Source organism: Massilia sp. H6 (assembly GCF_024802625.1).
Lineage (GTDB): Bacteria > Pseudomonadota > Gammaproteobacteria > Burkholderiales > Burkholderiaceae_D > Telluria.
Genome location: NZ_CP103371.1, coordinates 3,184,538 through 3,202,771, shown reverse-complemented (window position 1 = coordinate 3,202,771; position 18,234 = coordinate 3,184,538). Strand labels below are relative to the sequence as shown.

The 18,234-nt window shown below is 65.1% G+C and carries 16 protein-coding genes; 10 read left to right on the top strand and 6 right to left on the bottom strand.

Annotated features, from left to right (window positions below):
* The first annotated feature begins 39 nt into the window (after positions 1-39).
* The 10 genes from NRS07_RS14390 to NRS07_RS14345 all read left to right on the top strand — a co-directional run bounded on the left by NRS07_RS14390 (position 40) and on the right by NRS07_RS14345 (position 11,855).
* A complete protein-coding gene (locus tag NRS07_RS14390; RefSeq protein WP_259208072.1) occupies positions 40-1,425 on the top strand; it encodes a replicative DNA helicase in 1,386 nt (461 codons plus the stop codon).
* A gap of 79 nt (positions 1,426-1,504) precedes the next feature.
* The gene (locus NRS07_RS14385) at positions 1,505-2,131 is read left to right on the top strand and encodes a DUF47 domain-containing protein (RefSeq protein ID WP_259208070.1); all 627 of its coding nucleotides are present in this window, start codon (positions 1,505-1,507) and stop codon (positions 2,129-2,131) included.
* Between the two features lie 24 nt (positions 2,132-2,155).
* Complete coding sequence (locus NRS07_RS14380; protein ID WP_259208069.1) at positions 2,156-3,166, top strand: inorganic phosphate transporter; 1,011 nt, start codon at positions 2,156-2,158, stop codon at positions 3,164-3,166.
* 134 nt (positions 3,167-3,300) lie between these two features.
* Positions 3,301-5,115, top strand: a complete 1,815-nt coding sequence (locus NRS07_RS14375) for a methyl-accepting chemotaxis protein (RefSeq protein WP_259208068.1) — start codon at positions 3,301-3,303, stop codon at positions 5,113-5,115.
* Positions 5,116-5,123: 8 nt separating this feature from the next.
* Positions 5,124-5,624 carry a chemotaxis protein CheW gene (locus NRS07_RS14370; RefSeq protein WP_259208067.1) on the top strand — a complete coding sequence of 167 codons (501 nt, stop codon included), beginning with the start codon at positions 5,124-5,126 and terminating at the stop codon, positions 5,622-5,624.
* Positions 5,621-6,820 carry a protein-glutamate O-methyltransferase CheR gene (locus NRS07_RS14365; protein WP_259208066.1) on the top strand — a complete coding sequence of 400 codons (1,200 nt, stop codon included), beginning with the start codon at positions 5,621-5,623 and terminating at the stop codon, positions 6,818-6,820. The genes NRS07_RS14370 and NRS07_RS14365 overlap by 4 nt, the downstream gene beginning before the upstream one ends.
* On the top strand, positions 6,817-7,527 hold the full coding sequence (locus NRS07_RS14360) for a chemotaxis protein CheW (RefSeq protein WP_259208064.1): 711 nt from the start codon (positions 6,817-6,819) through the stop codon (positions 7,525-7,527). Before NRS07_RS14365 ends, NRS07_RS14360 begins: the two co-directional genes overlap by 4 nt.
* Entirely contained in the window at positions 7,524-9,788 is a 2,265-nt protein-coding gene (locus NRS07_RS14355; RefSeq protein ID WP_259208062.1) for a hybrid sensor histidine kinase/response regulator, read from the top strand. Before NRS07_RS14360 ends, NRS07_RS14355 begins: the two co-directional genes overlap by 4 nt.
* Positions 9,785-10,798, top strand: coding sequence for a chemotaxis-specific protein-glutamate methyltransferase CheB (gene cheB, locus NRS07_RS14350; protein WP_259208061.1), 1,014 nt, complete (start codon positions 9,785-9,787; stop codon positions 10,796-10,798). The genes NRS07_RS14355 and cheB overlap by 4 nt, the downstream gene beginning before the upstream one ends.
* 115 nt (positions 10,799-10,913) lie before the next feature.
* Entirely contained in the window at positions 10,914-11,855 is a 942-nt protein-coding gene (locus NRS07_RS14345; protein WP_307729897.1) for a diguanylate cyclase, read from the top strand.
* 56 nt (positions 11,856-11,911) lie between these two features.
* On the opposite strand, the gene NRS07_RS14340 is transcribed toward NRS07_RS14345, so the two are convergent.
* The 6 genes from NRS07_RS14340 to NRS07_RS14315 all read right to left on the bottom strand — a co-directional run bounded on the left by NRS07_RS14340 (position 11,912) and on the right by NRS07_RS14315 (position 18,089).
* On the bottom strand, positions 11,912-12,805 hold the full coding sequence (locus NRS07_RS14340) for an MBL fold metallo-hydrolase (RefSeq protein WP_259208054.1): 894 nt from the start codon (positions 12,803-12,805) through the stop codon (positions 11,912-11,914).
* Positions 12,806-12,902: 97 nt separating this feature from the next.
* Positions 12,903-13,877, bottom strand: a complete 975-nt coding sequence (locus tag NRS07_RS14335) for an IS1595 family transposase (RefSeq protein WP_259208053.1) — start codon at positions 13,875-13,877, stop codon at positions 12,903-12,905.
* Between the two features lie 164 nt (positions 13,878-14,041).
* Entirely contained in the window at positions 14,042-14,830 is a 789-nt protein-coding gene (locus tag NRS07_RS14330) for a hypothetical protein (RefSeq protein ID WP_259208051.1), read from the bottom strand.
* A gap of 97 nt (positions 14,831-14,927) precedes the next feature.
* On the bottom strand, positions 14,928-16,802 hold the full coding sequence (locus tag NRS07_RS14325; RefSeq protein ID WP_259208050.1) for a PhoH family protein: 1,875 nt from the start codon (positions 16,800-16,802) through the stop codon (positions 14,928-14,930).
* A gap of 247 nt (positions 16,803-17,049) precedes the next feature.
* The gene (locus NRS07_RS14320; protein WP_259208048.1) at positions 17,050-17,520 is read right to left on the bottom strand and encodes a peroxiredoxin; all 471 of its coding nucleotides are present in this window, start codon (positions 17,518-17,520) and stop codon (positions 17,050-17,052) included.
* Positions 17,521-17,702: 182 nt separating this feature from the next.
* Positions 17,703-18,089: an Mth938-like domain-containing protein gene (locus NRS07_RS14315; RefSeq protein ID WP_259208047.1), complete on the bottom strand. Its 387-nt coding sequence runs from the start codon at positions 18,087-18,089 to the stop codon at positions 17,703-17,705.
* Positions 18,090-18,234: the final 145 nt, after the last annotated feature.

Sequence of the window (18,234 nt, the reverse complement as noted above, 5' to 3'; positions counted from 1 at the left end):
TATGTCAGCGGCTTGACCGGAAAAGGTATAATGCCCGCCATGAATTCCCCTCCCGATCCGCAAGTCGATTCGCTGCGCATCCCCCCGCATTCCATCGAAGCCGAACAGTCCGTGATTGGCGGGCTCCTGCGCGACAATGCCGCCTGGGACCGTATCGCCGACTTCATGCACGCGGACGATTTCTACCGCTACGACCATCGCATCATCTTCGAACAGATGGTCCGCCTGATCAATGGCGGCAAGCCGGCCGACGTGATCACGGTCTACGAGGCCATGGTCTCGCTGGGCAAGGCCGACGACGTCGGCGGCCTGCAGTACCTGAACGCCATGGCGCAGAACACGCCCTCGGCAGCCAATATCCGCCGCTATGCCGAGATCGTGCGCGACCGCGGCATCCTGCGCAAGCTCATTACCGTCGCCGACGAAATCTCGGGCAATGCCTTTAACCCGCAGGGCAAGGAAGTCAAGCAGATGCTTGACGAAGCCGAGTCGAAGATTTTCGCGATCGCCGAAACCGGCGCCCGCGGCCAGCAGGGCTGGAACCCGATCCAGCCGCTGCTCACGCAAGTGGTCGAACGCATCGACGAACTGTATTCGCGCGAAAACCAGGGCGAAATTACCGGCGTGCCGACCGGCTTCATCGACCTCGACCGCATGACCTCGGGCCTGCAGCCGGGCGACCTGGTGATCGTTGCCGGCCGCCCATCGATGGGCAAGACTGCGTTCTCGATCAATATCGGCGAGAACGTCGCCATCGAGGCAGGCCTGCCGGTGGCGGTGTTCTCGATGGAAATGGGCGGCACCCAGCTGGCCATGCGTATGCTCGGCTCGGTCGGCATGCTCGACCAGCACCGCCTGCGTACCGGCCGCCTCAACGACGAAGACTGGCCGCGCCTGACGCATGCGATCCAGAAGATGAACGACGCCCAGCTGTACATCGACGAGACGCCGGCGCTGAACCCGATCGAGATGCGCGCGCGCGCGCGCCGCCTGGCCCGCCAGTGCGGCAAGCTCGGCCTGATTATCGTCGACTACCTGCAGCTGATGCAGGGTAGCCAGCCGGGCGACAACCGCACCGCCGAGATTTCCGAGATCTCGCGTTCGCTCAAGGGCCTGGCCAAGGAATTGCATTGCCCCGTGATCGCGCTGTCGCAGCTGAACCGCTCGCTCGAACAACGCCCCAACAAGCGGCCGGTAATGTCCGACCTGCGCGAATCGGGCGCGATCGAACAAGATGCGGACGTGATCATCTTCTTGTACCGCGACGAGGTCTACAACCCCGACTCGCCCGATAAAGGCACCGCCGAAATCATCATCGGCAAACAGCGTAACGGTCCGATCGGGGCGATTCGCCTGACCTGGATCGGCCAGTACACCAAGTTCGGCAACTACAGCGGTAACCTCGCCGTGTACCAGGGCGATTAAGCCGATATCGACGCGCTGTCACGCCGCGCACGCGCGGCGCACCCTTGCAGTCCCAAGAGATCTAAAACGGAGAAAAACCATGTTCGGACGCCTGATGCCCCAGGAGGGGAAGTTCTTTGACCTGTTCAACCAGCACGCCGCGCTGTGCGTGAAGGGCGCGCAGGAGATGGTTGGCCTGATGACCAATTTCGACGACCTTGAAATCCGCACCCACGCCGTGGAAAGCATCGAAAAACAGGCCGACGCCATCACCTACGCCTGCGTCGACATGCTGCACAAGACCTTTATCACGCCGATCGACCGCGACGACATCCACAAGCTGATCACCCGCATGGACGATATCCTCGACATGATGGAAGACGGCGCCCAGACCGTGTCGCTGTACGACCTCAAATCGGTAACGCCTGAAGCCAAGCGCCTGGCCGAGCTGTGCCTGTCTTGCTGCCTGAAGGTGCAGGAAGCCGTCGGCCTGCTGCACGACATGGGCAACGCCCAGAAGATCGTCGCGATCTGCGAAGAAATCGACCGTTTCGAATCCGACGCCGACCACGTGATGCGCGCCGCCATGTCGAAGCTGTTCCGCGACGAGCCGGACGTGCGCAATCTGATCAAGATGAAGGCGATCTACGAGATTCTCGAAACCGTCACCGACCGTTGCGAAGATGTCGCCAACATCATCGAAGGCATCATCGTCGAGAATGCGTAACGCATCCGCCGAACAAGAATAATTATGGAAACTCTCAATATCAGCATCTGGGTGCTGGGCTTTCTGGTGGTCCTGGCCCTGGTGTTCGACTTCATGAATGGCTTCCACGATTCGGCGAACTCGATCGCCACCGTGGTCTCGACCGGCGTGCTCAAGCCGCAAAATGCGGTTGCCATGGCGGCATTCTTTAACTTCATCGCGATCTTCGTGGTGAGCATGAAGGTGGCGCAGACCATAGGCAAGGGCACCATCGATCCGCAGATCGTCGACCATTACGTCATTTTCGGAGCCCTGGTCGGGGCGATTACCTGGAACGTGATCACCTGGTACTACGGCATTCCGTCTTCGTCCTCGCACGCACTGATCGGCGGCCTGGTGGGCGCCGCGGTGGCCAAGTCGGGCACCGGCGCGCTGATCGCGGCTGGCCTGCTCAAGACCGTTGCCTTCATCGTGGTGGCGCCGCTGCTCGGCTTCGTGCTCGGTTCGACCATCATGCTGGCGGTGTCGTGGATCTTCGTGAAGTCGACGCCGCGCAAGGTCGACGTCTGGTTCCGCCGCCTGCAGCTGGTGTCGGCGGCCGGCTACTCGCTCGGCCACGGCGGCAACGACGCGCAAAAAACCATGGGCATCATCTGGATGCTGCTGATCGCAGCCGGTGTCACCAGCCCGACCGATGCGCTGCCACCGATGTGGGTCATTATCTCGTGCTACGCGGCGATTGCCTTCGGCACGCTGTTTGGCGGCTGGCGTATCGTCAAGACCATGGGGCAGAAGATCACCAAGCTCAAACCGGTGGGCGGCTTCTGCGCCGAAACCGGGGGCGCGATGACGCTGCTGATGGCAAGCTTCTTCGGTATTCCGGTCTCGACCACCCACACCATCACCGGCGCGATCGTCGGCGTGGGCGCCTCGCAGAAGGCCTCGGCCGTGCGCTGGGGCCTGGCCGGCAATATCGTCATGGCCTGGGTGGTCACCATCCCGGCGTCGGCCTTCATGGCGGCGGTGGCATGGTGGATCGGTACCAAGATCATGTAAGGTCTTGATCGCTTGACAAAAACCCGGCACTGCCGGGTTTTTCTTTGGCGGAAATACTGTTGCGTTTCGGTACTACTGATGTTTTCAGCGCCGCAGAAATGCTACAGTCACGGTCCTATCGCGCTGGAGTTTCCATGATTAGCAATTTGAGCATCAAGACCAAACTGACACTCGGCCTGGCAGCCATCGTGGCCATCTTGCTGTTCCTGCTGGCGCTGGCGTACGACAATTCGCAGAAGCTGGCCGACGCCAATCGGTGGGATCGCCATACGCTCGAGGTGCTGGCCGCGTCCAACAATATCGGCACCTCGGTGCTGGAGGTGCAAAGCGCTGTACGCGGTTTCCTGTTGACCGGCAACGAGGCCCTGATCGCGCCGCTCAATGCCGATTACGCACAGGCCAAGCTGCACCTGGCGACGGCCACGCGGCTGACGCAGGACAATCCGCTCCAGCAAGATCGCATGCGCCAGCTGGCGACGACGCTCGATGGATGGATGGCACAGGTAATCCTGCCGCAGATCAGCTTGCGCCGCAGCCAGGACAACGGCGCCGGGCGCGGCGACACGGCCGCCATCGAGGCAGCCGTACTCAATGGTGCCCGCACGATGGCCTCGATCCGCCAGCAGATCGCCGACATCGCCGCCGAGGAAAATCGGCTGATGGGGGTCCGCTCGCAGCTGTCGGCAACGCTGCAGGAAAACATGACGCTGCTGCTCACGGTCGGCGGCGGCGCTACCATTGCCCTAGCTGCGTTGATCGGCTGGCTGCTGATTCGCGCCCTGCTGGCGCCGCTCCACAGCCTGAACCGTACGCTGGGCAAGATTGCTGCCGGCGACCAGTCGGCGCGCGCCTACGTGGGCTCGAGCGACGAACTGGGCAGGGTCGCGGTCGAGCTCAACCGCATGGCGCAAGCCATCCAGGACGGTCAGGCCAAGGAGCAGGCAGCGACCGACGACTTGCGCGCCAAGGTCGACTCGCTGCTGGCCGTGGTCTCGCTAGCTGCCGCCGGCAACCTCAATGGCAAGGTGACGATCAAGGGGCAGGACGCCATCGGCCAGCTGGGCCAGGGCCTGGCGACCATGTTCGACAACCTGCGCAGTCACCTCAACAACGTGCAAAAGGCCGGGATCCAGGTCACTACTTCGGCCACCGAGATTGCCGCTTCGTCGAAGCAGCAGGAAGCCACCGGCATCGAACAGGCGCAGACCAGCATCGAGATCCTGTCGACGACGCGCGAGATCTCGGCCAATACCACCCAGCTCCTGCGCACCATGGAACAGGCCACGGAAGTGGCCGACTTCACCACCCGCGCCACTTCCGATGCTCAGGGCAACCTCAAGCGCATGGACGCAACCATGCAATACATGGTCGAGGCGAGCGATTCGATCAACGCCAAGCTGGCGGCGCTGTCGGAAAAGACCAGCAACATCAACAGCGTGCTGGTCACGATCACCAAGGTTGCCGACCAGACCAACATCCTGTCGCTCAATGCCGCAATCGAGGCCGAAAAGGCGGGCGACGCCGGCCGCGGCTTCTCGGTGGTGGCTACCGAAATTCGCCGCCTTGCCGACCAGACCTCGGTCTCGACCTGGGATATCGAACAGATGGTCAAGGAAATGCAGTCGGCAGTCTCGGCCAGCGTCATGGGCATGGACAAGTTTTCTGAAGAGATCCGGCGCAGCGTGGGCGAGGTACGCCAGGTGGCCGAGCAGCTCACGACGGTCATGGGCCACGTTCAGAAGCTCACGCCGCAGTTCGACCTGGTGCTGGAAGGGATGCAGTCGCAGGCGGTCGGCGCCTCGCAGATTTCGGAGACCATGCTGCAACTGAGCGACGCTACGCAGCAGACGGTCGACTCGCTCAAGGCGACCAGCGAAGCGGTGCGCCAGCTGCAGTATGCGGCCGGAGACCTGCAGTCGTCGGTCGCTACCTTCTCGGTCAACAGCTGACGCTACCGATGAAAGTGCTGGTCTTCCACATTGGCGCGCAACGCTATGGCTTGCCGCTGGCGGGGCTCAGGCAGGTACTGCCGGTGGCCGCGCTCACGACGCTGCCGCTGGCGCCGTCTTACGTGGCGGGCCTGCTCGACCTGCATGGCAGGCCGGTGCCGGTGATCGACCTGGCACAGCTGGCGGGCCTCGGTGTGTCAGTGGCGCGTTTCGATACCCGTATCGTGGTGGCCGACTACGCCGCCGCCGACGGCAGCGTGCGCGCCCTCGGCCTGCTGCTCGAGCACGTCCTCGGGGTGCGGCAGATCGCGCCTGGCGAGTTGTTCGAATCCGGCGTGCGCGCCGCTGCTTTCCTGGGCCGGGTTGCGGCCGATGGCGCGGCCGATGGCACGGCCGATGGCACGGCCGATGGCACGGCCGATGGCGCGGCCATGCTGCAGCTGGTCGAAGTCGGACAGCTGCTGCCAGCCGAGGTACGCGCCACGCTGTTTCCGCCGGACGCGACATGAGTCCGCGCCGCCTGCTGCAGCATGCCACCGGCCTGAACCTCAGCGAGGCCGAAGCCGAGCGCGCCATGCGCGAACGGATGGCCCAGCTCGGCGTGAGCGACAGCCGCGCCTACCTGCGCGCGTTGGGCGTGGGCGAGCTCAATGCCTTGACCGAGCTGGTGGTGGTGCCCGAATCGTGGCTGTTTCGCGATGCCGGCGCCTTTCGTGCTGCCACCGATTTCGTGCAACGCCGGCTGGCCGTGCAGCCGGCGCGGACCCTACGCATCCTTTCGCTTCCCTGCGCAGGCGGCGAAGAGCCGTACTCAATGGCCATGGCGCTCGACATGGCAGGGGTGGAGGCGGCATCGGTGCGCATCGACGCAATCGACCTGTCGCACCAGTCGATTGCGCGCGCGCTGACCGGGCACTATACGCGCAACGCGTTTCGCGGCACCGAGTTGGCCTTCCGCGACCGGTATTTCAGCGTCCGGGACGGTGGCTACCAGTTGTGCGACGCGATGCGGTCCCGGATCGGCTTTCGGCAAGGCAATCTGTTCGCGCTCGACGCGGCCAGCCTGGGAGGGCAGTACGACATCGTATTCTGCCGCAACCTGCTGATCTATTTCGACGATCCAGCCGCGCACGCCGCGGCTGCGGTCTTGCGCAGCCTGCTGGCCGACGACGGCTTGCTGTTCACTGGCTATGCCGAGGTGCCTGCGCTGTGCAGGCATGGCTTCGCGGCTTTGCGCATCCCGGGGGCATTCGCGCTCGAGAAGGAAACGCCCGATCCGGTGCGTCCGGTGCCGGCCTTGCGCCGCGCGCAGGCGGTGCGCCCGGCACCGGCGCGCGCGCCAACCCCGGCTGCGCGCCCTGGAGCGGCGGCGCCGGCGCTTGACGACCTGGCGCAGGCGCGGCGCCGCGCCGACGGGGGCGACTACGAGGGTGCCGCCGCGCTTTGCCATGCCTTGCTGGCGCGCGACCCAGCCTCGGCCGGCGCCTACTTCGTGCTCGGACTGGTGAGCGAATGCCGCCAGCAGCCGGCCGAGGCAGTCGCTTACTGGCGCCGCTGTGTCTATCTGCAGCCAGATCATTACGAAGCGCTGTGCCACCTGGCCTTGCTGACCCGGGCCAGCGGCGACACGCGTAGCGCCGACGCATTCCAGGAGCGTGCCGCGCGCATCTACGGGCGGCGTCAGGCCGATGGAGGGAGCGCATGAGCGAGCAGGTCACGAAAGCATTGAGCAAGGCAACCGCGCAGACGGTCGCGATTGCGCCCGCCGATTGCTGGAGCACGATCGGGGTCAGGGGCGACCTGAGTTGCGCCGAGCTGGCCGAACACGTGCATTGCCGGCATTGCCCGGTGCACGAAGCGGGAGCGCGCCGCATCCTCGCGCGCCCGGTGGACGAGATTTATCGCGCCGATTGGGCCGCCGAGCTGCGCCAGCCGCGCACCGAGGCCGAGCCGCCGGACGCCTCGGCGGTGGTATTCCGGATCGGCGCCGAATGGCTGGCGGTGGCGTCGGGCATGGTGGCATCGGTGGCGCCGGCCGCTGCGGTGCACCGGGTGCCGCACCGCAGCGGTGGCGCCTTGCTGGGCATCGTGAACGTGGGCGGGCGCCTGCTGCCGGCGCTGTCGTTGGCGGAGATGCTCGGCATCGATGAGCACCAGGCAGCAGCGGTTGGCGGGCGCCATGTGTTCGCGCGGCTGCTGATACTCGATTGCGCGGGACAGCTATGCGCGCTGCCGGCGGCCGAACTCAAAGGCGTGGTGCGTTACGCCAGTGCCCGCCTGGCCGGGCCGGCCGCGACCATCAACAAGGGCCTGCAACGCCATCTGGCGGGCGTGCTGGAGCACGACAGCCTGCTGGTCGGGGTGCTCGATCCGGAAGTGCTGGCGCACCACTGCGCGGGGTTGCTGCGATGAGCCACGATCCGCAAGACCTGAGCCAGTATTCGCTGCTCGACCTGTTCCGGCTCGAGGCTGGTGGCCAGGTACGCCACCTGACCGAGGGCTTGCTGCGGCTCGAAAGCGGCGCCGGCGAGGCCGCCGTGCTCGAAGGGCTGATGCGCGCGGCGCACTCGATCAAGGGCGCTGCCGCCATCGTCGGGCTCGAGGTGGTGGTCGAGCTCGCGCATGCGATGGAAGACGCCTTCACTGCTGCCCAGGCGGGGGCACTGGAGCTGGGCCCTGCCGGCATCGACGTCTTGCTCGGCGGGGTCGACCTGATCGCACAAGTGGCGCGCCTGAGCGAAGCGGCGCTGGACGACTGGAAGCTCGCGCAGCGGCCCCGGATCGATGCCGCGGTGGCCGCGATGCGCACGCTGGGCACGCTGGCTGCGCCCGCGCCGCGCCTGCCCGCAGGCGAGCCGGCACCCGAGGCCGCGCCGGTGGCGGCACCAGATGCCGAACCAGGGGCAGCGGCCGTGGCGGCTGCCGCTGCCCCAACCGGAGCCGGCGCCGGCTCCGGCGCCGACCTGCTCCTGGCGCTGGCGAGCGAAACCCGGGTCAATGCCCACAAGATGGAAGCCTTCAACACCTCGCTGCAGCGCTTCAAGCGCCAGCAGGCGGCGATGCTGCAGTCGTTGGCGCAGCTACACGAGGCGATTGCCGCCAGTGGCGACGCGCGCCTGCTCGAGCAAGCCGCCGTGGTGCTGGCGCGCGCCCAGCCGCTCAAGCCGTGGCTGCAGCAGCACATGGCCGATGCCGAAACCCATGAGCGGCGCGCGGTGCTGGTATCGTCCCGGCTGGTGGACCAGGTGCTGGCGCTGCGCATGTGCCCGTTCAGCGAAGGCGTGCATGCCTTCCCGCGCATGGTGCGCGACCTGGCGCGCAAGCTCGGCAAGCAGGTTCAGCTCCTGATCGAAGGCAGCGACATTCCGGTCGACCGGGCGATCCTGGCCCGTATCGAAAGTCCGCTCAACCATTTACTGCGCAATGCGCTCGACCATGGCATGGAGGCCCCGGCCGAGCGCAGCGCAGCCGGCAAACCGCCGCTGGGCACGATCCGGATTGCGGCGCGCCACCGCGGCGGCATGCTGGCAATCGAGATCAGCGACGACGGCCGCGGCATCGATCCCGAACGCGTGCGCCAGGCGGTGGTCGGGCGCGGGTTGGGCAGCCCGGCCATGGCCGCGGCGCTGTCGCAGGCGGAATTGATGGAATTCTTGTTCTTGCCGGGCTTTAGCCTGAAAGAGTCCGTGACCGAAATCTCGGGCCGCGGCGTCGGCCTCGATGTGGTTCAGCAGGTGGTGCGCGAGCATAACGGCAGCGTGCGCGTCGAGAGCCGGCCTGGCCTAAGCTTTCGGACCGCCATCACGCTGCCGCTTACGCAATCGATCGTGCGCGCGCTGGTGGTGCAGGTACAGGGCGAAGCCTACGCGCTGCCGATCGCCAAGGTGGAGCGGGTGCTGCGGGTGGCGCAGGATGCGGTGCATACGCTGGAAAACAAGCAGTTCTTCGAACTCGACGGCGCGCACTACGGCCTGGTGGCCGCGTCCCAGGTGCTCGAACTGGGCGTGCCGGCGCCGGCCGCCGAGCTGGCGGTGGTGGTGCTCGGCACCGGGGCGGCGCGTTACGCGCTGGTGGTGGACGCCATCGCGGGCGAGCAAAGCCTGACCGTGCAGTCGCTCGATCCGCTGTTTGGCAAACTGCGCAACATCGCCGCCGGCGCGCTGCTCGACGACGGCTCACCGGTGCTGCTGCTCGATGTGCCGGACCTGCTGCTGTCGATCGACAAGCTGCTCTCTACCGGCACGCTGCATCATCCGCTGCACCAGGGCGACGGCGCAGCCGATGGTGCCGTTGCGGTGCGCCGCATCCTGGTCGTGGACGATTCGCTGACGGTGCGCGAGATGCAGCGCAAGCTGCTGGCTGCGCGCGGCTACCGGGTCGATACGGCGGTCGACGGCATGGACGGCTGGAACATGCTGCGCGCCGGCGACTACGACCTGTTGGTCACCGACATCGACATGCCGCGCATGGACGGTATCGAGCTGGTCGCAATGGTGCGCCGGGATGCGCGCGTGCAGGCGCTGCCGGTGATGATCGTCTCGTACAAGGACCGGCCGGAAGATCGCGCGCGCGGCATGGACGTGGGCGCAGATTACTACCTGGCCAAGGGCAGCTTCCATGACACCACGCTGCTCGACGCGGTGTTCGACCTGATCGGCCCGGCCACGCCATGAGGATCGGTATTGCCAATGACGTGATGCTGGCGGCGGAAGCCTTGCGCCGGGCCGTCACTGCCGGTAACGAGCACCAGGTGGCCTGGATCGCGCGCACTGGCCTGGAGGCGGTGCGCCTGTGTCGCGACGACCACCCGGACCTGGTGCTGATGGACCTGAACATGCCCGAACTCGACGGCGTGGAGGCAACCCGCCGTATCATGCACGAGGCGCCCTGTGCCATCTTGCTGGTGACCGGCCATCCGCAGGACAACGTCGGTTTGGTGTTCCGCGCGCTCGGCGCGGGAGCGCTCGACGTGACCGCGACCCCGGTGCTGGCCGGCGACGGCGATGGCGCGCGCGCGCTGCTGGCCAAGATCAAGACCATCGGCAAGCTGATTCGGTTCGACCGCGCCCACCCGGCGGCGCCTGGCGCGCTGCGCAGCGCGCCAGGCGCCGCCGGACAGGTCAGGCACCTGCTGGCAATTGGCGCCTCGACCGGCGGCCCGATGGCGATCGCTGCCATCCTGGCTGGCTGGCAGGCGCCGCCCGACACCGCGATCGTGGTGGTGCAGCACATCGATGCGAGTTTTGCCAGCCATTTCGCGCGCTGGCTCAACGAACAGCTCAGCATGCCGGTGCGGGTGGTGGCCGAGAATGACACCGTGCAGGGCGGGGTGGTCCAGGTGGCGCAGTCGAACGACCACCTGACGCTCAGCGCCGGCCAGCGCTTCCATTACCGGGCCGAGCCGCTCGACGATCCGTTCCGCCCCTCGGTGGATGTATTTTTCAAGTGCGTTGCGGCGCACTGGGCTGGCAGCGCTACCGGGGTCTTGCTAACCGGTATGGGCCGCGACGGCGCCGCCGGCCTGCTCGCCATGCGCCAGGCCGGGCATGTCACAATGGCACAGGATCAGGCCAGCAGCGCTGTGTACGGCATGCCACGGGCGGCGGCAGAAATCAATGCGGCAATGGATATTTTTCCTCTCAGCAAAATTGGACCAGCGATCCGGGATAGAATTCGTTACTAATTGCTCGGCCTACACCGCGCGCATATTCACTTATTATCCCGTTTACATGTCCGATCTACTTCCCAGCAACGCCAGCATTCCCGATTCCACCCCCCGCCGGGTCAGGGTGTTGCTGGTGGATGACCAACTCATCATCGTCGAGGCGGTGCGGCGCATGCTCATCGGCCAGGCAGATATCGAATTTCATTTCGTGACCGATGCCGCCAAGGCCCATGCGGCGGCCGCCGCGCTGGGCCCGACCGTGATTCTGCAAGACCTGGTGATGCCGGGGACCGATGGCTTCGATGTGATCCGCCAGTTCCGCACCGACGCGGCGCTGCGAACGGTGCCGGTGATCGTGCTCTCGGCCAAAGAAGATCCGAAGCTCAAGGCGCACAGCTTCGCGGTCGGCGCCAACGATTATCTGGTCAAGCTGCCCGATCCGGTCGAGCTGCTGGCGCGGATCCGCTACCATTCGGCCGCCTATATCAGCCGGCTCGAACGCGACGAAGCCTTCCGTTTCCTGCGCGAGAGCCAGCAAAAACTGGCCGATGCCAACGTCCAGCTGCAAAAGCTGGCGGCCCTGGACGGACTGACCGGCATCGGTAACCGCCGCGCCTTTGACGAGACCGTGCAGCGCGAATGGCAGCGCGGCCAGCGCACCAAGCAGCCGCTGTCGATGCTGTTGTGCGATGTCGACAGCTTCAAGCTCTACAACGATGAGTTAGGCCATCAAGCTGGTGACCTGTGCCTGAAAAAAGTGGCCGCAGTGTTAACCGCGCAGCTCAAGCGTCCGGCCGACCTGGCGGCGCGCTATGGCGGCGAGGAGTTCGCGATCGTGCTGCCCGAGACCGACCTGGACGGTGCGCTGCAGCTGGCCGAAGCTTGCCGCGCGAGCCTGGCCGAGCTGGCGCTCGCACACCCGTGCACGCAGGCGGGCGTGGTGACGATCTCGATCGGGGTGGCCTCGCTGGTGCCAGCGCCCGAGCACACGCCAGCCGACCTGATCGCCAGTTCGGACCAGGCCCTGTACGCGGCCAAGGCGGCCGGACGCAACCGGGTCTGCAAGGCCGTGTAAGACTGCGTGGCGGCCTGTCGGTTTTGGTCCCTTGCGCCAGCCGCTAGTGCGGCTGATTACAGCCTGACGTCAAGGCCTTCGAAGGCCAGGTGTACCTGCAGGCTGCCCAGGCGGTCGCGGTGGCGCGCCATCACGGCGGCGAACACCGCTTCGAGCTCGTCGTCGCTGCGGGTCGGTTCGTGGTGGGTGCAGTACAGGGCGCGCGCCCCGACCCGCAACGCCATCTCGATCGCGGCGTCGAAGGTGCCGTGGCCCCAGCCGGCGCGCGCCGGATATTCCTCGCGGGTGTAAGAACAGTCGACGATCAGCGCGTCCACGCCGGCCATTGCGGCATCGATTGCCTGTTCGCGTACACGCAGGTGCCTGGCGGCCGCGTCGAACGCGCTCTCGCCAGGCAAATACGGGTTGTGCCAGGGTTCGTGGTCGCCAGTGAAGAACAGCGCGCGACCGCCGCAGCTGATGCGGTAGCCGAGGTTGGTCACAGGATGGTTCATGACCACGTTGTCGACCAGCGCGTCGCCGACCGCGATCGGCACGCCGATGTCGAGCGTATGGTAGTCGATGGTGGCGGCCATCTGGGTTTCGCTGACCGGGAAATAGCTGTTCTGGAGCTGGACCCCCATCACGTGCTCGATGCCTTTTTGCTGGAGCTCGTCGTAGGCGCCATGCAGCCGCACCCGGCTGCCCTTGATGAACAGCGGCGTGAAGAAGGGCAGGCCGTGAATGTGGTCCCAGTGGCTGTGGGTGATGAAGATGTTGGCGTTGACCGGTTGGCGCGGCTGGGCCAGCAGGTGCTGGGCCAGCGGAAACAGGCCGGTACCGCCGTCGAGGATGATCAGGGTGCCGTCATCGGTGCGTACCTCGATGCAGGTGGTATTGCCGCCATAGCGCGCGGTACGAGGGCCCGGGGACGGTATCGAGCCGCGCACTCCCCAGAAGCGGAATTTCATGAGTACTCCCAGCCGGACGACGCCGTCATTTTTCGGTGAACCACGGCAATGATAGCGAGTTTGAGTGGCGAACAGTCCACATTCTGCGGTGGCGCTGTCACCGTTGGCTATGGATGACTCCGAATGCAATGCGCAGCAAGTGCTCGACGGAAATGACCCGCCCGCCATCAAGTGCCCAATGCCAGCCGAGGTAGTTGGGCAGCCAGCGTGAGGCAACCCCGTGGAACCGCGCCAGCCATTGGCGCAAGCGCCGGTGGTAAGCATTAACATTTTGAACATGGATCGCGCCGCCCACACTGAACCGGACCCGCTCGCCGGAGCGCAGGTTGACCGCCTGGTGGGCAATGCCCCACTGGCGGGCAAAAGCACGGTAGGCAGCATGCGAATCGGTGACCAGAAGCGCTTGCGGGGCCAGTTTCGGCAACAGGTGCTGCACCAGTTGGGTCACTTTAAGCGCGCCGCGTCCGGTAACGGCGTCGATGGTCTGTCCACTGCGGTCGCGTGCGACCAGGATGCAGTCGAGGTGGTGCGAGATACCAGGCAGACCGGCCCGGCCGCCTCGCTTGCGCGGCGGGCGATCGAGTGTGCGCGATCCTTTTTGCGATTCAAGCAAAAACATTTCGTCGGCCTCGACGATGCCGCCGAGCTGCGCTGGCCGGTCATGCTTGACCCGGTCCAGGAAGCGATGGCGCCAACGAAACGCCGTGTTGCGATGGACGCCCACCCGCTTGGCGGCGTCGCGCACCGGCCGGGAATCGAGCACGGCGCCGAGGTAGTCGAGCCACTTGCCGCGCAGCCTGAGCCGCGCCAGCGGCGTGCCACTCAGGTCATTAAAGGTGCGTCGGCACTGGCAGCAGCGAAAGCGTTGCAGGTCGTTGGCCTGGCCGTGCCGGTGGTAGCGCTGGCAGCTGCACTGCGGACAGCGCCGCCCTGCCGAACGGATCTGCCCGATCAGGGCGATCACCCGGTCGAGGCCGGCTGCTGGATGCAGGGCATCGAGCATCTGCAGCCGCTGGGCCTGGTTGAGCATGGGAAGCTGGGCAAACAGCTTGGCAAACCGGGGCGATTTCATTCACCACTCCGTATCGGGATCGACCGGGGTTGGACCGCCAAATAGCTCAGCAGTTCAGCTCAGCAGTTCAACGCTCATCCATAGCTAACGGGTACAGCGCCTTTGCGATTGTCTACACGGGTCTCGGTCCGAAAGTAACGCGGATTGTGTCATGAGCAAATCCATCAGCTTGCCGGCCGCGGCCAGCGCCAGCGGCGCCTTACCAGCGGACCGGCCAACTGCACGGCCAGCGCGGCGCAGGTCGCGGCGGTAAAGGCAAGGGCGACCGGGTACGATGGCAAGAGCAGCGACAATACCAGGCAGAACACGGCGAAGGCATAGTAGCCAATGACCATGCCGCGCAGCAGCGCGACGGCGAACCCCGGCCCGTTGGCGCGGTGCGAAAAGCCGACCAGCACCGTGCTCATGACGGGGAACATCGCGAACAGGCCGCTCAGTCGCGGGCCGAGACCGGCCGCGGCATAGCTCACGCCCAGGCACAGGATGGCGCCGGCCAGCATGCGCCAGAGCAGGTCCTTGGCCGGCTTGCCGGCGCCCGCCGCCGGCGGCGCCGGGCCGAACAGGAAGGGTGCGACCAGCAGTGCCGCCAGCACGGCGCCAACACCGGTCCACAAGGACAATGAAACCGATTGCAGGAACAGGATGGCGAGCGCGTAGGCAAGCACGGCCGCCGCCATTGCCCGCGGCATGCCGCGCCGCGCCGCGCGTGCGTAGGCGACACTGAAGACGAGGATCGCCAGCACGGCCAGCAGGGTGTTGGCGGCAGCAAGCGCGGCAAATTGCGCGCCCTGTTCCAACGTGATAACCAGCAAAATCGGCCCGGAGACGATGGGAAAAGCCGACAGCCAGCCGGCCCGCGCGGGGCCCCAATGGCGTGCGGCCAGCGTGACGAGGGCGATCAGGGTCGGGATCAGCAGGAGTTTCAACAGGAAGAGCGGCAAGAGCTGGTTCATGCAGAGTGAATAGGGGCTGGAATGGAAAAACGCCCGCCTTGCGGCGAGCGTTTCGAGACTTCACCTGCCTGGCAGCAGCAGGCGCAGCGGGCAAGACCTACAGCACTTCGCTGGCGTGGTCTGCCAGGCGCGAGCGTTCGCCGCGCGCCAGGGTGACGTGGCCACCGTGGCTCCAGCCCTTGAAACGGTCGACCACATAGGTCAGGCCGCTCGAGCCTTCGGTGAGGTAAGGCGTGTCGATCTGGGCGATATTACCCAGGCACAGGATCTTGGTGCCCGGACCGGCGCGCGTAACCAGGGTCTTCAATTGCTTTGGCGTCAGGTTCTGTGCCTCGTCGATGATGAGGAACTTGTTCACGAAGGTGCGGCCACGCATGAAGTTCAGCGACTTGATCTTGATCCGCGAACGGATCAGGTCCTGGGTTGCCGCGCGGCCCCAGTCGCCGGCATCGCCATCGCCCTTCATCAGCACCTCGAGGTTGTCGTCGAAGGCGCCCATCCATGGCGACATCTTTTCTTCTTCGGTGCCCGGCAGGAAGCCGATGTCCTCGCCCACCGGCACCGTGACGCGGGTGACAATGATCTCGTTGTACTGCTTGGTTTCCAGCACCTGCGCCAGGCCGGCGGCCAGCGCCAGCAGGGTCTTGCCGGTACCGGCCTGGCCGAGCAGGCTGACGAAGTCGCATTCCGGGTTCATGAGCAGGTTCAGCGCGAAATTCTGCTCGCGGTTGCGCGCCGTGATGCCCCACACATTGTTCTTGGTGTGGCTATAGTCGCGCAGGGTCTGGAACACGGCGGTCTTGCCGGTGATCTGCTTGACCTGGCCATAGAAGGGCGCTTCGCCGTTCTTCGGTTCCATGAACACGAACTGATTCACCAGGAGCGTCGGAATCAAGGGGCCGGTCATGCGGTAGAAGGTGGCCGAGTTGCCGTTCTTGTTTTCCTGCCACGACTCCATGTCCTTGCCGTGCTTGTTCCAGAAATCGTCCGGCAGCTGGACGATGCCCGAATACAGCAAGTCGGTGTCTTCCAGCACATGGTCGTTGAAGTAGTCTTCTGCCGGCAGGCCGAGCGCGCGTGCCTTGATGCGCATGTTGATGTCTTTCGACACCAGCACGATGGCGCGGCCGCCCATCTGGTCTTCGAGTGCACGGACCACACCCAGGATCTGGTTGTCGGCTTTACCCGAAGGCAGGCCTTCGGGCAGCGGCGCGGCGTCCAGCTTGGTCTGGAAGAACAGGCGGCCCTTGGCATCCTTGTTGCCCAGCTTGGCCAGCGGGATGCCAGCTTCGATCGCGTCGTCGTCGATGTTGGCGATCAGGGCGTCCAGCGTGCGCGACACCTGGCGGGCATTGCGCGCGACTTCCGACATACCTTTCTTATGATTGTCGAGTTCCTCGAGCGTCATCATTGGCAGATAGACGTCGTGCTCTTCGAATCGGAACAGCGAGCTTGGGTCATGCATCAAGACGTTGGTGTCGAGCACGAAGACCTTGGTCTTGCCGCTGCGGTCGGCCTTGCGGCTGGTGGACGACTTGACGGTGACTTCGACCGGCTTGTGCTTGGCCGGGTGCGGCTGGTCGGCATCGATCTCGCGCAGGCGCGAGGCCGGCATCGGCGCGATCGCGCCATCCTTCGACTTGCGCGACGGACCCTTGGCCAGGGCCGCATCGGCCAGGGGCGCCGGGGCAGATGCCCCGACGGGCGCGGCAGCCGGTTCAGGCCAGCGGGAAGCGCCGGTATCGTTGGCGGCGGCGGGGGCCAGGAGCGAGGACGCGTCGGCGCTGGCCTTGGCCTTGCGCGCCTTGGACGCTTTCGCTGTCGGGACGGCCTGGCCGCTGATCAGGTCGTCGAGGTCGGCATCGGCCTTGGCGGACACAGGGCGCACGGGCGACTTGCCGGTTTCGGCTTTTGGGTAATCCTTGGCCAGCAGCATGGTCGCTGGCTTGGTAGGCATTTTTGGCAGTGGCATCAGGTTCTCAATCTAAAAATATTCTGGAAAGCCGTACGGGCGCAGCACTGGGCGCGCCGCTGAACGGGATCGATGCTCTGGGGGAAGTGCAGAGGTACAGGGTGCAGCCGGAGGATGCCGGTCCGGCATGCAGCCGAAGGAAACGGTGCGGGTGAATGATTCGGATGAATGATTCGGAATGAATTCGGTTTGACTCAAAATAGGCGGCAGGCATCCAGCAAAGTTAAACACTGGAGCCATCCGTTTTTCAGGGCTGGCTCTTCAAAAATTCCAGCACTTCGGTCACGTGGTCGTTGACTTTCACGCCACGCCATTCTTTCACCAATCGGCCGCGAGCGTCAATGATAAACGTACTGCGCTCGACCCCGCGCACTTGTTTCCCATACATATTTTTCATCTTCATGACGCCGAACTGCTGGCAGACCAGTTCGTCCGGGTCGGAGATGAGTTCGAAGGGAAGCCCAAGCTTGCCTTTGAAACCCTCGTGCGAGCGCAGCGAGTCGCGGCTGATGCCGTAGATCTCGGCGCCGAGTGCCTGGAATTCGGGATAGGCTTCGCGAAATGCGATGCTCTCGGTAGTGCAGCCTGGCGTATTATCTTTGGGATAAAAGTACAGCACGGTATACCGCGCCGGACGGCCGGCGAGCTCGAAGGTAAGGCCGCTTGTCATGGAGGCGGAAAAATTTTCGACGGGGGCGGCGGTTGGGCTCTCGGCCACGGGGGTCTCCTGGTGTCATGGCGGCAAACGCCGTCGGGTCCCTGGCGCCAACAGTCGGCGAACAGTGCGCCAGGGTGATAACCCGCGAGATGGGGCGGGTTTTCATTTAATCAAGATGCAAACTAGAATTATTTCACAAACCGAAACATCACACCCCGCTGCCGGCGAGCGAGAAGCCGGCCTCAGGCGCCGGCGGCGCTGTCGATGATCAGGGCCAGCGTGACCTTGCGGCCTTCGCCCATCAGGATGTTGTAAGTGCGGCAGGCCGCGTGGCTATCCATGCATTCGACGCCGATGCGCTTGGCAGACAGGCTGGCGGTCAGGCGCGGGTGCACGAAGCGCTGGCGCTCGCCGGTGCCGAGCACGACCACGTCCGGCGTATCGGCGGCGATGCGTTCGAAATGTTCGGCCGCCAGGTCGTCGAAATGCGCCACTTCCCAGGCGCGCGGCGGCACTTCGGGCATGACGATCAAGCTGTAGTCGAAACGCTTGGCATTGATCTCGACCCCACTGGCGTCGTAGCCGGTGACGGTCTGGTATTGCTGGGTGTCGTCGGAATGAAGTTTCATCGTGTCGAGAAATAATGTAGTGGCAAAAAAGGCGTGCCCCGGGCTGTTTATTGTACCCGTAGAGGCGAGGTTGCTTAAATCCTGCGCTTTCGGCAGAATGGTATTTTTCGCACTGCAACAAAGCAAGCGCATACTCGACCAAGCC

Excerpts from the sequence above, each read along its gene's own strand:
- NRS07_RS14390 (WP_259208072.1), top strand. The coding sequence starts at position 40 with ATGAATTCCCCTCCCGATCCGCAAGTCGATTCGCTGCGCATCCCCCCG.
- NRS07_RS14385 (WP_259208070.1), top strand. The coding sequence starts at position 1,505 with ATGTTCGGACGCCTGATGCCCCAGGAGGGGAAGTTCTTTGACCTGTTC.
- NRS07_RS14380 (WP_259208069.1), top strand. The coding sequence starts at position 2,156 with ATGGAAACTCTCAATATCAGCATCTGGGTGCTGGGCTTTCTGGTGGTC.
- NRS07_RS14375 (WP_259208068.1), top strand. The coding sequence starts at position 3,301 with ATGATTAGCAATTTGAGCATCAAGACCAAACTGACACTCGGCCTGGCA.
- NRS07_RS14370 (WP_259208067.1), top strand. The coding sequence starts at position 5,124 with ATGAAAGTGCTGGTCTTCCACATTGGCGCGCAACGCTATGGCTTGCCG.
- NRS07_RS14365 (WP_259208066.1), top strand. The coding sequence starts at position 5,621 with ATGAGTCCGCGCCGCCTGCTGCAGCATGCCACCGGCCTGAACCTCAGC.
- NRS07_RS14360 (WP_259208064.1), top strand. The coding sequence starts at position 6,817 with ATGAGCGAGCAGGTCACGAAAGCATTGAGCAAGGCAACCGCGCAGACG.
- NRS07_RS14355 (WP_259208062.1), top strand. The coding sequence starts at position 7,524 with ATGAGCCACGATCCGCAAGACCTGAGCCAGTATTCGCTGCTCGACCTG.
- cheB (WP_259208061.1), top strand. The coding sequence starts at position 9,785 with ATGAGGATCGGTATTGCCAATGACGTGATGCTGGCGGCGGAAGCCTTG.
- NRS07_RS14340 (WP_259208054.1), bottom strand. The coding sequence starts at position 12,805 with ATGAAATTCCGCTTCTGGGGAGTGCGCGGCTCGATACCGTCCCCGGGC.
- NRS07_RS14335 (WP_259208053.1), bottom strand. The coding sequence starts at position 13,877 with ATGAAATCGCCCCGGTTTGCCAAGCTGTTTGCCCAGCTTCCCATGCTC.
- NRS07_RS14330 (WP_259208051.1), bottom strand. The coding sequence starts at position 14,830 with ATGAACCAGCTCTTGCCGCTCTTCCTGTTGAAACTCCTGCTGATCCCG.
- NRS07_RS14325 (WP_259208050.1), bottom strand. The coding sequence starts at position 16,802 with ATGCCACTGCCAAAAATGCCTACCAAGCCAGCGACCATGCTGCTGGCC.
- NRS07_RS14315 (WP_259208047.1), bottom strand. The coding sequence starts at position 18,089 with ATGAAACTTCATTCCGACGACACCCAGCAATACCAGACCGTCACCGGC.